The sequence below is a fragment of the Pedobacter paludisoli genome (assembly GCF_052344095.1).
Lineage (GTDB): Bacteria > Bacteroidota > Bacteroidia > Sphingobacteriales > Sphingobacteriaceae > Pedobacter.
Map to the genome: position 1 here is coordinate 2,663,331 of NZ_CP179926.1, position 16,161 is coordinate 2,679,491.

Here is a 16,161-nt window from a genome sequence, read left to right on the forward strand (position 1 = left end):
CTTTACTTTTTGGTTACTTTGAATTCGGTTCTTCTGTTTTTTGCTCTCCCATCTGGATTGTCTTTCCCTTTTGGAGTTTTATTGGCTGCAATAGGTTTACTTTCGCCATAGCCTTTAGCCACCATTCTATTTGCTGCAATATTTTTACTTATTAAATAATCGACGCAAGATTTTGCTCTTCTTTGAGAAAGATCTAAATTGTAAATATCACTTCCAATATCATCGGTATGTGCTCCTAATTCTATCTCTATTTCCGGATTATCTTCCATGATTTTAAACAAACCATCTAATACGGTTTTTGATGCATCGGTCAAATCTGCCTTGTTAAACTCGTAATAAACATTATCAATCACAATCGGAACGTCTACTTTAAATGGTTCGATACAATAATCCTTGGCAATCATTGTATCTGCTTGGGCTAAATCTTGGTACGAATATTCTTTTCTGATTGCAAAATAATTGTCTTTAGCGATTAGCATTTTAACTGGTTTTTTTCGATCAAACTGAAAGGAATATTTACCAGTAGCATTGGTTTGTATTTTTGTGATTGTTTCTTCCTGAATGAAGGTTACGGTTGCACCTTCTAAAGGAGCTTTGGTTTTGCAATCGATAATGGTGCCTTGTAATACAAAAGATTTTCGATCTATAGCGAAGATCTCCAGACAACAAGCTGATTCGCGATCGGAGCTGATGTATCCTTTCTTTGCCGAGCCGTCCTCAGAGCTGAAGTAAAGATCGTCTTTTGAGGAGTTAAAAGGATAACCTACATTTTTAGGTTCTGTCCAGGTTTCGAAATTCCCTTTTGAAGAGAAGAAATCAAAACCGCCCAATCCAATTCTGCCATCGCAGCTGAAAAGCAATTCGCCTGATTGGCTATCAAAAAATGGAGTGCTTTCGTTGTCTTTGGTATTAATGCTTGATCCCATATTAATGGCCTGGCTTAATACACCATCTTGCCTGATTACGGAATAATATAAATCGTACTTCCCAAAGCCACCCGGCTTATCAGAAGAAAATAGCAAATATTTCCCCTCGTTGGTTACAAAAGGTTGTGTTGCATTAAATACATCGCCATTTATTTCGGGGCCTAACTTAACCGGTGTCCCCCATTCATCTCCTACTTTTTTAGCTTGATAGATGTCGTATTTATTTTTGGCATTTTTAACCGTAAAGTACATGATAGTACCTTGAGGATTAAAAGTGGGGGTCGCCACCTCGGTCTCCTGTCCTACACTCAAAGGCATTTTTTTAACCTCGATTTCAGCAGAATTTAAATCTTTAACTTGCGCTATATAAAAGGAATTGATGTACGGATTTGTCTTTGTTGTTACTTGAACAGGCCCTTTTTTTGAGTTCAATTTTACATCTTTTTGTCCTACAACATTTAACGGACGCGAAGAAGTAAAATAAAGCAAATAACCGTTTTTTGCCGCAGCATAATTCGCCCCTAATCCGTTTATTGCGGTAGGCATTTTTTGAACCAAGGTCATTCTAGGGAAATTCATTTCATCAATAGCAAATTGACAGGAAGCTATCCGCGATTGGGCTACAGTTGTTAACGAATCATTTGGATATTTTGACTCATACGATTTATAGTATGAAATTGCCTCGCTAAATTTCTTATTTGCTCGGAGCGATTCGGCATAATAAAAAGGGGCCTTTCTGAAACGAGTATTTGTAAATTTAACCGCGTATGCATAATATTTTTCTGCCTCTGAATGCTCTTTGTACAACCGACTAGATTCTGCCAAATTATAAACGGCACCTTCATAGTCATCAACCATTTTTTGTTGCTTTGTTTTGCTATTATTGCCACTTGCATAAGGGATAAAAGGATTTAATGTGTCTCCCTCAATTTTTAATGCCTTTTTGTAAAAAGTTGATGCAGCATAATAATTATGATTTTCAAAATAGGCATCAGCCACTTTTTTATAATCAACAACATGCTGTGCCAACGCTACTTGACCACAAGAAACCAATAAAAAGAGTATTAATTTTTTCATATGAACATAAATTATAAATGAGGACAAAAGAAATTCGGGCCAATTAATCCCTTTCTGCCAATTAGAGAAATGGAAAGTTCTATTCCACGATTTCCATTAGAAAGACCGTTGAAACGGGTAGTGCCAACATCGTAGCTCAACCCAATAACCATGTTTTTAACTTGCATACCTACATAGGCAATTGCGGCATCTTCAAAGCGATAATTGCCACCAAACAAAAGATTAGAGGAAGACGATAAATTTAATTGCGCATATGCGCCCAAAGAGGTTTCTCTTGTATTTCCTTGCTGCATGAAAAGGACATTTGGAACTAGGTCTAAAAGTGGCGATGTCTTTATTCTCAGACCTCCATGCCCGGTAAAACGCATCGGAATACGTTCTTCATTGGATGCAAAACTATCGATCGGTCTATTTAAATGCGCTACACTTGCCCCGACAAACACATTGACATTTTTATTAGGATTGCCGTCAAAAAACATAATCCCTGCATTTATATCGGGTACAAAAGTCGAGGTTGAAGAAAAAGTTTCTCCACTCATTATTCCTCCATCGAAGCCGCTGCTTGAGTTAAATTGATTTCCAAAACGTGCTTGCGACAAGTCGAAGCTTTTATTGATGAAACCTGCTTGTAAGCCAAAATTTAAGAATTGGTCTCCATCTCGTCCAAACTTTAATTGATACGAACCCGAAACCAATGCTGTAAGATAGTTATACGCCACTTCACCTGCACGTTGATTTAAAACGGTGGCGCCAAAAGCGAAGTTCTTTTTGGGCGCCATATCAAAGGACGCTCCGCCTGTTAAATAACCATTTGGCAAGCCCGCCCATTGCTGCTTAAAATTTATAGTTCCTCTGTAGTCGCCATCAATGACCCCTGTTAATGCAGGATTTAGCCATAAAGGATAGGCATAATACTGTGAAAAATGAGGATCTGTTTGTGCATGAGCTTTTAGTGTTCCGAATACGATTAATACCAAAGCTATGTATATCTTAAATGATGTTGCTATTTTCATGACCGTTCTTTTTTCTGTTTTAACTTTCTCCATCTTTAATTATCGTAATAATGTTACCGTTCCTCTTTTCGCCGTACTTGTTCCATCCGCAAACTGAATTTCTATGAGGTAGACATACACACCAGCAGGTTGATTTATTCCTTTAAATGTTCCATCCCATCCAGCATGCATATTTGGCGATTGATAAAGTTGTTGTCCCCATTGGGTATAGATATTCATTGTTGTTGCGGAAATGGTATTTCCAAACACCATAAATGTGTCGTTATTTCCATCATTATTAGGGGTAAAGGCATTTGGAACATACACTTCATTCCCTAGAGGATTAGCTGCTTTTCCACTTCCAACGCTACCTGCCGAGCGGGTTTGACAAGGCAATTGCGATGTATTACGAACCAGAATGGAGACTGTTTGATCAGGTTTTAATCCATCGATAGTAAAGGTTAATCCGAGTGCTCCACCCAAAGGACTCCGCCATGTGGCGCCATTATCAAGCGATACTTCATATCCTAATGAACCTATAATCGATTGCCATGCAAACGTAATACTCGTAGATGTTGAAGATTGAACGGTAACCACTGGTGCTTCTAATATTGGCAACACAGTAACGGTAAATGCTCTTCTTGTTGCACTAGAACATCCAAATGCAGAAACAGCTTCAACATAAAATATTGTAGTTGCCGTTAATGACGGGGTTGTAAACGAAGTGCCTTCGGCAAGGGCTGTTCCTCCGGTACTAGCTGAATACCATCTATAAATCTGTCCCGCTACCGGATTATCTACTGATAATACCGTGGTACTTCCCGAACAAATTGGACTATTGGTGGCTGAAACTGAAGCTGGAGCAGTTGGTAATGCCAAAATAGAAATATTTACCACAGCTCTACTGGTTGATGTACAACTTCCAGATTGTGCCTCTACATAGTAGGTTGTATTTGCTGTTAAAACCGGGGTAGTAAAACTTATTCCTGTACCTACCACCGTACCAGTGTTTGCGGTGGTATACCAATTGTAAACCATACCTGAAATTGGATTTGAAACTGATAATACCGCACTATTGCCAGAACATACATTCAGGGCAGAGGCGGTTGCTACCGGTACTACTGGCCTTGCATTAACCGTTACACGAATCATTACGCGTCCTCCCGTATTGTTACAGCCATTTGCATTTAGGGCTAAAACATAGTAGTTAACAGAAGTATTTAATACAGTAGTTGTAAACGTTGTTCCTGTATTAACTAGATTACCTGCAGTTGCTGCATCGTACCATTGATACGTGATACCTGTTTGTGGCGATTGAATAGTTAAAGTGGTCGCATTTCCTGCACAAATAGTGGTACCACTGCTAGCTACTACTGGATTCTGTGGAAGAGCGCTTACTGTTATACTTACTACTTTAGCTGTTCCAGCCGCATTTTCGCATTTATTATCACCTTTTACCGTAACGTAATAGGTTGTATTTACATTTAATGAAGGTGTGGTAAATACTGGACCAACAAATGCTACATTGGTTAAAATCGCATCCGTATACCAGGTGAATACCGGATTTGTTACAGATGCTGAACTGGCTGTTAAAACTGTTGATGACCCTTCGCATGTATTTAACACGCCATTTACCATCATATCTGTTGTGGTAGCCAGAGGATTTACAGTTACCGTTGCTACTTTGGCATTAGCGGCTGAATTTTCGCATTTATTTGACCCTTTAACGGTTACATAGTAGTTGGTTGTTACACTTGGAAAGGCTGTGTAGGTTGGTCCCGTGAATACCAAATTTGTTAAAGATGCATCGCTATACCATGAGAACACAGGTTGGGTAACTGTCAAGCTAGATGCTTGTAAAACAGCCCCACTTCCATTGCATATTTGTGCATTATTAACCGTCACATCAGCCGCTGTTGCGTAATCATTAACGGTTACGCTTATAATTTTTGCTGCTCCCGCAATGTTTTCACATTTGTTTTCTCCTTTTACTGTAACATAATAGGTGGTATTTACTGTAAGTATTGGCGTTGTAAATGCAGTTCCTGTGAAAACCGAGGTTGTTAATGCGGCATCTGTATACCAAGTAAATATTGGGTTTAAAACAGTAGTGGTAGTAGCCGACAATGTCGTTGTCGATCCACTACAAATAGTCGAATTACCACTTAAACTTATATCGCTATCGGTTGCTAAAGGTTTAATTGTAATGGTAATGGCTTTTGCTGTTGCCGCAGTATTTTCACATTTATTATCGCCTTTTACCGTTACATAATAGGTTGTAGTTGTACTTAAGGATGGTGTTGTAAAATTAGAACCCGTAAATACCGGACTGGTTAATGCAGCATCGCTGTACCACGTAAATACCGGATTGGTAACTATTGTAGATGTTGCCGTTAACAGTACAGAAGTATTTGCACAGGTGGTACTGGTTCCTGATAAATTAATATCAGATGCTGTTGCTATTGGTTTAAGTGTTATAAGCACTTCTTTGGCATCGCTAGGTCCATTTGCACATTTATTTGTACCACTTACGGTTACATAATAGCTAGTTGTGCTCGTAATTGCTGGGGTATTATATATTGAACCGGTAAAAACAGCTGTTGTTAAAGCAGCATCGCTATACCAAGTAAACACAGGATTTGTAACAGTTGCTGAAGTAGCTGTTAGCGATGTAATATCCGAACCGCATAAAACTGTATTTCCGGCTACATCTATGTCAGAAGCAGTAGCTGCTGGGTTTACTGTTATAGTTATTTGAGTCCGTGTTGTGCTATTGCAGCTACTTCCCCCTGCATTTACTGCTTCAACATAATAATCATAGGTTCCTGCTGCCAAATTACTTGGAGTGTTAAAACTGCTTGTATTTCCTGCCACCAGATTGCCCCCTGTATTTGCATTATACCAATTAAATGTTACTCCGGCTACCGACTGAACCTGTAATGTTACCGGTGTATTTATACATGTAGTGGCCGGATTGCCTGCCAACGGTATTGGCGGAGCTGGAAGGGGTAAAACAGTAAGGTCAACGGTAGCAGGCAAGCTTTGACAAGTGCCAAATGCTGCTCTTACAGTGTATTGATAACTACCTGCAACTAACGAAGCATCGGTAATTAAGAATGTACCATCTTGACCTGTCAAATAAACATTATCGCGGTACCATTTATAGATTAAGCTCGCTTGTGGATTCGCTACATTTAATGTTGCCGACGTTCCTTGGCAAGTTGATAAAGCCGAAGCTAAAACTTTTGGTGTCGGAACTACTCTTTGGGCATAATCCAAGTTGATGGATTGCAATGCACCTAACACTCCTGAGTTCAGTTCTATTTGAACTGCATCAAATTGAGCAGTTGGAACAAAGCTAAAGGTTGCCTCACTTCCATCTGCCAACAACTGAACACTTAAGAGTGGATTTGCAGTTGTCAAAGGATCGGCATTGCTGGTTGCTCCATTGTATGTAGTGATGGTTAAACTTGGCAACAGGGCTAATGAAAGTAATTTAGCTGGTGATGAAATTTTAACTTTTATGGTATCTCCAATATTGGATACACCTGAGCTAAATCCTACCCGGTGGTAAACAGATCCTAAAACTCCTACAGGCATGCTCAACGTTGAACCAGTTGACGCATCATCATCAATTGCTAGAGCTGGGTTGATAACACTTCCTAAAGCTACTCCAGTAGTACCGGATACTAAAGAAAGGTCTGCATAGCCACATGGTGCCGACCCCGGATTTGTTGATCGCGGCAATACAGTTATAACAACTGGGGTAGCCGCACTAGGGGCACATATTGTATTGTCAGCAATGGCGTAAAAAGTGTAAGTAGCCGGAGTTCCCGTTGCTGTTAAAACAGGTGTTGTAAACGTTGATCCAGTAACCAGTGGAACAATAGTTAAAGCATCATCGTACCAACTTATTTGTGCGTCTGCAGTACTTGAAACAGCGCTTAAAACAGCGCGCTCTCCCGATAGTATAGTGGTTCCAGTAGATGTAATAACTGGAGCATCAACTCCGCTGGTGGTAACAGTAGCTGTTGTTCTTGCCGATACTGTTCCACAGCTATTTACGGCTTCTACGGAGAAAGAGGTAGCTGCTGTCAGTCCTGAAACGGTTAAAATTGGTCCATCTTTACCAACCAAATAGTTGTTCGAGGCATCGTACCATTTATAAGTAGTTGCCGGATCTGGATTCTGAACATGTATAACTAAATCTGAACCCGAACAAATTGATAGGGTACTCGAAAGCAATGTTGGAGAAACCGGAGCTGGAGAAGCCGTTACGTTTACTTCTGTTTTTGCACTCACACACCCAGAGGCAGAAACCGCAGCTACATAATATTTTGTATCAGCCGTTAACGTTGGAGTAACAAAGCTTACACCATCTTGACCAGCTTGGTAGGTACCCAAGGCATCAAACCACTGATAGGTAAAACCTGCTGTTGGATTGCTTACGGTTAAGGTCGCTGTTGAACCAACACAACTCGCCACATTTGCTGAGACTACAGTTGGCGGTACCAAAACTCGCTGTGCATAGTTCACATTTATGGAACTTAAAGCCCCGGCAATTCCTGAATTTAAGCGTATTTCTACTGCATCAAACAAACTAACTGGTAAAAATGAAACCAAGGCTTGCGTATTATTACTCAATAGTTGTATTGAGAGCAGATTATCATTTAAAAATTTTGAATCTCCATTGCTTGTTGTTCCGTTAAAGGTGGTTATTTGAATGTTGCCTAAAACAGCCAGCGATAACAATTTGCTTGGCGATGAAACCAAGACTTTTACACTGTCTCCCAATCTTGATACGGAACCGAAACTTAAATATTGATAAACAGAAGCACCAAGTGCCCCTACTGGCATTAATAATGACGAAGCGGTTTGTGTGTCGTTATCAATAGCGAGCTCGGCATTTGAAACACCTGCTAATAGTGCTACACCTGTTACCCCATTTGATTGCGCCGCTGCGCCTTCGCAAGGAACAGGATTTGGCCCAGCAGAATTATCAACAAGCACGGTAACTTGTACCCTGTTTGCTGATGAGCAACCATTCACAGAAACGGCTTCTACATAATACGTAGTTGTTGTGGTTAATGGAGGCGTTACATAAGTAGCACCTGAGTGCACCGAAACGGTTCCTGTTTCTGAAGTGTACCAGTTAAACGTATCTCCAGCATCGGCAGAAACGGCTGTTAATATAGCGGTTTGCCCTGGACTTAATGCAGTTGTTGGCGCGATTACGCTTGGCAAGGCTGGACGTGTATTAACCGTAACTGCTGCTGTTGCACGACTTGCACTTGAACAATTTCCTTGAGTTGCTTCAACATAATAAGTGGTATTTGTGGATAATGCCGGCGTTACAAATACCGGACCTGTAAATACCAAATTACCAGCTACAGATGCATCGTACCATTTATACGAAATGGCAGCATCTGGATTACTTATCGATAAAGTGGCAGTAGAACCCTGACAAACATTTGCAATTGGAGCTAAAACTGGTATAGCTAAAACAGGCGTTACCGTAACTGTTACCGGAATACGGGTAGTATTTGCACACGTACCATTCCTAACTTCAATGTAGTAGGTGGTGGTAGTGGTTAAAGCTGGTGTTGTAAAGGTAGCTCCGGTTGCTAAAACTGTGCCTCCGGTTGCGGCATCGTACCACACCAAAGTTGTTCCTCCATTTGCAGTGGCAGATAATGTAGCCGTTCCACCAGCGCAAATTATTTGAGAACCTGCTGTGATGGTTGGGTTAGGATAAATTACAGTTGCGCCATATATATCTAAACTGGTTAATGCAGACACTAAACCGTTCACACGAACTTCAACACGGTCGTATGCACCGCCTGCCAATAGTGTTGATAAGAAACGATTCCCATTCAACAGTTGTAAATTAACAAGGGAAGAATTTAACTGAACGCTTCTTACCAAAGTGGCACCATTTAAAATATTTACAGTAACTCCTCCCAAAGCTGTCAAATCTAACAACCCCGTTGGTGTTGCTAAATCCAATCGGATACTATCCGTTGCTAGGCCTTGTGAAGGAAAAATTAATTGTTGATATCCCGTTGATCCCACGCCCACACCCAAGGTAATCCGTGTGTAATTGGTTGCATCAGCATCCGTAGAATTTCCAGGCCCGGTGATGCTGCATAAAGCGCATATTCCGGTAATGCCACTCGCTTGCGTATTGGCTGCATTACAGGCGGTAGATCCACCGCCAGTTAAAACTGTTACCGTTACAGGCACACGACTTAAGCTTGCGCAACCTGCACCACTTACCGTCTGCACATAATATGTAGTATTTGTGCTTAACGCAGGTGTGGTAAAAGTAGTTCCATTCGCTAATGCTGTTCCGCCACTTGCCGAACTGTACCATTCTATCGTATTTCCTGCATCCGCGGTTGCGTTTAACGTGGTTGTTTGACCCGCATTTATTACCTGATTATTGGTTGTAACCACAGGCAAATTAGGTGCTGGGTTAATAGAAACAGTTACTGCAGTACGTGGACTAACTGCGGTACCGGATACGGCTTCTACATAAAATACGGTTTGAGAGTTTACGGTTGGTGTTACAAAAACACCTGAATTGCCTTTAGCTAAAGCTGTGCTTCCGGTAGATGCATACCAATTATAGGTTACACCTGATTGTAAATTGCTTACAGTTAATGTTGCTGAGCTTCCTGAACAAACAGTTGCTGCAGCAACCACAGGTTGGTTTACAGTTACATTAATAGTATAATTGGTACTTACTACATTTCCAGTTGCATCTGTTGCGGTTAATGTTAAAACATAGGTTCCGCCTGAAGTTGGAGTTCCGGTAATTTCACGTGTAGTGGTATTAAAATTTAACCCTGGAGGAAGCTCTGTTGCTAAGTAAGTATACGGACCTGTCCCGCCCGTTACAGCTGGTAAGGTTTGGGTGGGATACGAAGTTCCTACAATTCCATCAGCTAATGTTGCTGTTGGTAAAGACAGAACCCCATTTACTTTTAGTGCATACGTATTGGTAGCTGTTTTTAGTTGACTATCCGTTACCGTAACCGAAATACTATAATTTCCTGCTTGCGTTGGCGTTCCTGTAATTTGACGGGTTGCCGGATTGAAAGTCAAACCATCAGGTAAGTTAGTTGCTGAATAGCTATACGGTCCAACTCCACCGGTGGCTGCTGGAATTGTTTGCGCTGGATACCCAACACCGGCTGTTCCATCGGCTAAAGTTGCATTCGGCAATACTAAAGGATCCGTTACAGCAATGGAATAATTTGTCGTTACCGAATTATTGTCCTGATCTACCACGGTTACCAGTACAGAATAGGTTCCTGAAGCGGTAGGTACTCCAGAAATTTCGCGTGTAGTCGGATTAAATACTAATCCCGGAGGAAGCCCGGTTGCCGAATAGCTATAAGGCGCTGTTCCACCTGTAGCAATTGGAATAATTTGAGGTGAATACGTACTTCCAGTGGTTCCATTTGCCAAAGTTGCAGTCGGGAGCACCAATGGATCGGTAATTTTAACGGTATAATTTGATGTTATTGTATTGCCGTTTGCATCGGTTACGGTTACTGGAATCGTATATAGTCCACTTTGTGTTGGCGTACCCGTGATTTCTCTAGTTGCAGGATTAAAGGTTAAACCTGGTGGAACAGCTGTGGCAGAATAGGTGTATGGCCCTGTTCCTCCTGTTGCACTCGGAATAAGTTGCGTTGGATAAGGTATGCCGGTAACACCAGCAGGCAAACTGCTGGGGGTAAGCACTAAAGCATTGGTAACAATTAAAGTAAAAGATGAATTGCTGGTACACGCCGCTGCATCGCTTGCTGTTACCAAAAACGTGTAGGTACCTGGGGTTGATGGTGTTCCGGTTATCAAACCTGTACTAGACAAGGTTAAGCCTGTGGGCAATGAACTGCCTGTGGTTAATGCATAGCTATAAGGACCAGTTCCACCTGTTGCCGGAGCAATTTGTTTACTGTAAACCGAGCCACTAGTTGCATTGGTTAAAGCAGCTCCAGCAAATAAAATTTGAGGATTTACGGTCACTACAACAGGTACACGAGCCGATTCGGTTGTACAGCCTACTCTTCGTGCGGCCACATAATACGTTGTATTTGCCGTTAATGCAGGGCTAGAAAAAGCGGCATTATAGGCCACTGTAGCTACTGGGGTTGCACTTGCTAAACTCGCATACCACAGCAATTCATTGGTACTAGCCGTAGTCGCCGTTAACGAAGCGGATGTGTTGTAGCAAATATTGACCGCATTGGTTGCAGGTGAAGTAAAAGTAGGTGTACCCGCCGAGCGCGTAACGCCATAAACCTGAATAGTTTGTGTTAAACTAACATTTAATAAGGAGGATAGGTTAATTCTCACTCTGTTAAAGGGAGCACCCGGAGAAAAAGGGACCGAGGTTATTTGTCCTGCATTTAACAAACCCAATAAATCTAGATTCAATAAACTTGATAAAGGCTGGGAGGAGACTTGTACATCACCATTATAAGCCGTAACAGTTATGTTATTGAGTACACCGGCATTTAGTAAAGCTGTTGATGTGGTAAATCGTAAATTAAATTCATCTCCAGGATTTGATAAGGTTGAAAAATAAAAATTTTGACCAATTGATCCTGCCACGCCCAACGCACCTAAACTAACTTCAGAATAGGTAGCAGGATCGTTATCAATCGCATTCTGCGGATTGGTAACACCGGCCTTTCCTAAACCTAAAACATCTACGGTTAGGCCTGTACCATCGAAGTTTGTGGCAAAAGCCTGCGAACACGCATCCGCACCTGAATTATAATAAGCATAGTATACTCTTGTACTATTTGTAGCCCCTAATAATAAAGCAGCTGTTCTATCGCGTACGTAAACTCTATCGTAGGTAGCATTGGGTGTTATCGCGATGTAATAAAGACCATTTGCATCGACAATTAACCTTAAGTTGGAATTTGAAAAGGTTGAGGAACTAACACCGCTCAATAAGGTAGTACCCGCAGCATTTCGTGCACCAACCTCCAAGGTATGATTTCCCAAAACAACCGTGCCTAGTACATTGGCCAACAGTCCCCCTAGATTCCCTCCTAACAACGAATTTAAAACATCTTGATCAAAATCTAGCCGAATGTAAGAGGTTGTTCCCGCGGGCAAATTGGATGGGAACTTAATTTCTAGCTCGCTAGAATAGGCCCCTAAACCTAATGCCGCTCCTCCATATGATTGTACGGTTGCATAATCGGTTAGAGAAGCGTTTACAGCCTGAGAGGCATTTGCCACATTTGCAGAAGCCGCTGTTACTGAATTAGCATAAATTTTTGTCTGGCCATGCGATTTTGAAAATGAAAGCGTTATTACTAAAATAACTGCAATCTTCTGAAGGATAGACAACATCCATTTTGAAGAAAGAGAATAAAAGTATCTCATACTTAAGGCATTAATGTAAGTGAATATTTACGAGGTGACAACTATCAAGGATTGACTACATCCTTATTGATACATCAAATCTACAGATGGACTAAATACCTCTTGTGTTCAACTCTGTTCATTTTTTTTTGAAGCCTCGCTGTTCATTTTATTCATATTAATTTTTTATCTAAAATCATTTGAGTAAATGTAATTTTTTAAGCACATTCGTGTAGTAATCTATCCTTATACTTAATGAATTCTAGCGAGCTCCATTTAGAACTTAGAAAATTTGTCCTTATAAAATCGGGGTTAAGAAACATTGACCCTAGCCAGTGTAAAATAATTTCTGAAAGTATATTTTTAGAAACCAAAAATTATGTAAGTGAAACCACTATAAAACGATTTTTTGGTTTCGCCAATACCATTCATAAGTTTTCTCTCTTTACCTTAAACAGTTTATCACAGTATGTTGGCTATCCAGATTGGGAGTCCTTTTCTCAGGATAAACAAAACAGTATTTCATGCGATCATAATCTGTGGTATAATATAAAGCTTAAAGCACAGACGATTACAGAAATTGCTTTAATAGCCAAAAAAAATAGCTCTGGCCTCCCGTTTGCACATACCCATAATCGAAGCTTTCTTTATCCAGATTTCGACTATTTTTTGAAGAATAACTTCATTTTTACAACCTTAAGTGCTCCTTCAGGACATGGAAAATCTATTCTTATTGCACATCTTTTAGAACATTTTTTCTATTCAGAACATGCTTTATATAAAAATGACATCGTTTTATTGTTAAATGCTGTTCAATTTAATTCGCTTCTTAAAGCTGGCATAACACTTAAAGAGTGGTTCTTAAAAGAATTTAATTTTGGCAGTTTAAGTGAAATGCTTAGTTATTTCAAAAAAAATCCGGAAAAGAAAGAAGGAAGATTCGTACTATTTGTTGATGATGTTGATAGTTTTTTATTCGAAGAAGAAAATTTTAAAATCTTCAACGATTTTTTGTGCAGTATAGAAGATAATAACATTCTAAAAGTTATTACTGCCTTAAGGCCGAATAATTGGCAAAATATTAAATCGAGTGTATTTAAATCTGATTTTTTAACAAAAAAATGGTACAATGGCCTTTTTTATGATTCAGGCACCAATTGTAATATACCCAATCTAAACACAGAAGAAATTCTTCAAATACTTACGCTAGTTGAGGGCAAGAAGGTTACAAACGATGATATTAGCGAACAAATGCTTTCGCTATTTAAATCGCCATTTTGGTTACAAATTTACTACAAGAGGCGAAGTGAAATTGACTTTTTAATGTTAAAAAATCCGGTTATTCATTATGAGTTAGTGAACTATTACCTCGAAAAGCAAATCTTTCTTGCAAACAACAGTACGGAAAAAACATTCTTATTAAAAAAGATTAGTGAGGCCATTTTTTTGAAGAAGAAAAGTCTGCGCATTAAAAAAGAAACTATTTTATCCATTATAAATCAATACCCGGCAGCTTATATAGAACTTATCAAAACAGGAATTCTATTAGAGGAGAAAAAAAATACTTCATCCAATCCAATTGAAGTAGTCCGATTTATTAGTGTTGACATTTACACGTACTTTGTTTTTATCGATGTACTTGAAATATTTAATTTTAAACCTGAAAAGTTATTTTTTGAGTATATTTTAACGGTTTTCTCACATCAGTTATTCCTGAGAAAACAACTATTAAATTGGTCTATACGTTGTTGCATTAATCAAAACAACATCGAGCCTTTAAAGAACATTTTAAAACTTCCTTTTTCAAATGAAGAAAAAAATCAATCAATAGATTTCATTTGTCACGTAACAAATTACGAATTGACGCTTCCTAATTCTAAATTCAATAAACAAACCATTGGCCTAAATTTCATTGATATTTTAACCACGGCTCGGACCATAAGTGTTTTGTTTAAAGAAACTACACAGATTATTTATGACTCGGTATTAGATATTGATTTACAAATTATCCTATTAGTTATTGAGGCTAACATGGCACTTATTTCTGTTGATAAAAATGAATTATGTCGGCTTATGAATAGTTTAAAGCGAAACCACAAGCGACTAAGCGAATTGTTTCCAATTAACCCCTATGATTTGCTGGAATATTCTTACAATATTTTACTATCCAAACACGTTGAAAACCCTGTTCTGGATGATAAAATAATTAAACTCTGTCGTAAAATTGATTTGAGTGAACCAGGGAAAAATGAAGAAATCACAACCATCGAAATTCTGAGTTATCGTTTGGTTCTAATCACTCTTTTTTCTCAAAAAAAATATGTCGAATCGCATCATTTTATAATGGCCATCATGAATAAGTATCCCAATATTTTTTGCATGCGAAATACTGTTTTTTCTCCTTTTCTTTTAATCCACCTTGGCCAAACCTATCTTAAACTAAATTATTATAAAAAGGCACAACGCATTTCTCAGTTTTTAGATAAAATTATTGCGAACGAATACACGTATTTCCCTCCCTTTATAAAAGCATCGTTTCATGTTTTCAAAGCAAATTTTTATACCGCTACGCATGAGTATGACAAAGCTTTGGACGAAATAGAAAAAGGATTAAAAAACAGTACTGAAAACGATTTCAAAATGTACCAAATATCGCTCATGCTTATTAAAATTGAGGTGTTAAAGCAATCTTATGCTCCAGAAGAAATTTCTACGGCTATCAAAGAATTGCTCTATTTTTTATCTGCAAATAAAATTTCTATGCCTGATTATGCGAATTTAAACAATGACCATTTTGACGAAACTTTTGAAATTTTAAAATCGTATAAAACAATTAAGCTCAGCAATTAGCGGGCAAGTATAAATCAGTATAAAAAATGAAGGCCTCACACATGCGAGGCCTTCATTTTTTATTTTATCAGATTGTACAACTCATCCAATTTTGGTGATAGCACAATTTCGATCCTTCGGTTTTTACTACGCGATTCGGCCGAAGCATTTGAGCCCAATGGCTGAAATTCGCCTTTACCTGTTGCCGTCATGCGCACACTTTCTACTTTTTCATTTTCTGTTAAGTAACGAACCACCGATGTTGCACGAAGTACACTTAAATCCCAATTATCTTTAATTTGACCTAAATTATTAATCTTTTGATTGTCGGTATGCCCTTCAACGGCTATATTAATTTCAGCTTGTTGCTTTAAAACAATTGCCAATTGCTGCAAGGCTTGTTTTCCTTTTTCATCAATAATGATACTTCCTGACGGGAACAATAATTTATCGGTTAAAGAAACGTATACTTTCCCGTTTTTCATCTCAACAGTTAATCCATTTTTTGTAAAACCTAACAAGGCTTTTTGCAGTTTTTCTTTTAAAGCATTGGTTGCTTCATCGCGTTTACGCAAAACATCTTCTACTTCTTTCAAACGTTTTTCCCTAGCAGCTAGGTCATCTGATAATTTGGTAATTTGCGAAGAAGACTTGTTTTTTAGGGATGCATAATTTCCATCCATTTCATTGAAACGACTTTGTAAATCACGCAGCTCTTCGGCCATTAAGGTGGTATCTTTTTTAAGTTTAGCAACTTCTTCTTCTAAATTTTCAATCTTTACCAAGCCTTCATTGTGTACGGTATACAATGAATCTTTTGAGGCCAAAAGGGCTTTGTATTTTTTTGTTGATAGAACGACACAAGAACTAAGTGAAGAAAGCAAGAGGAAAATCGCAAAAGCTAAAAAGGTATTTTTCATTATTTAAATATGGGTTTCAGGTTG

Annotated in this window: 5 protein-coding genes; 1 reads left to right on the forward strand and 4 read right to left on the reverse strand. The window is 39.0% G+C overall.

What is annotated here, in order from left to right:
* Positions 1 to 2: 2 nt before the first annotated feature.
* Genes ACJVDK_RS10930 through ACJVDK_RS10940 form a run of 3 tightly spaced genes read right to left on the reverse strand, consistent with a single transcriptional unit; the run spans position 3 to position 12,409 of the window.
* Positions 3 to 2,003, reverse strand: a complete 2,001-nt coding sequence (locus ACJVDK_RS10930) for an OmpA family protein (RefSeq protein WP_443936699.1) — start codon at positions 2,001 to 2,003, stop codon at positions 3 to 5.
* A gap of 11 nt (positions 2,004 to 2,014) precedes the next feature.
* Positions 2,015 to 3,016: a PorP/SprF family type IX secretion system membrane protein gene (locus tag ACJVDK_RS10935; RefSeq protein WP_443936700.1), complete on the reverse strand. Its 1,002-nt coding sequence runs from the start codon at positions 3,014 to 3,016 to the stop codon at positions 2,015 to 2,017.
* A 39-nt stretch (positions 3,017 to 3,055) separates the two neighbouring features.
* On the reverse strand, positions 3,056 to 12,409 hold the full coding sequence (locus ACJVDK_RS10940; RefSeq protein WP_443936701.1) for an Ig-like domain-containing protein: 9,354 nt from the start codon (positions 12,407 to 12,409) through the stop codon (positions 3,056 to 3,058).
* 234 nt (positions 12,410 to 12,643) lie between these two features.
* Between ACJVDK_RS10940 and ACJVDK_RS10945 the strand changes: the two genes are divergently transcribed.
* On the forward strand, positions 12,644 to 15,238 hold the full coding sequence (locus tag ACJVDK_RS10945; RefSeq protein WP_443936702.1) for a hypothetical protein: 2,595 nt from the start codon (positions 12,644 to 12,646) through the stop codon (positions 15,236 to 15,238).
* A gap of 59 nt (positions 15,239 to 15,297) precedes the next feature.
* Here ACJVDK_RS10945 and ACJVDK_RS10950 read toward each other — a convergent pair whose 3' ends face one another.
* Positions 15,298 to 16,137: an OmpA/MotB family protein gene (locus ACJVDK_RS10950; protein WP_443936703.1), complete on the reverse strand. Its 840-nt coding sequence runs from the start codon at positions 16,135 to 16,137 to the stop codon at positions 15,298 to 15,300.
* Between the last annotated feature and the right edge of the window lie 24 nt (positions 16,138 to 16,161).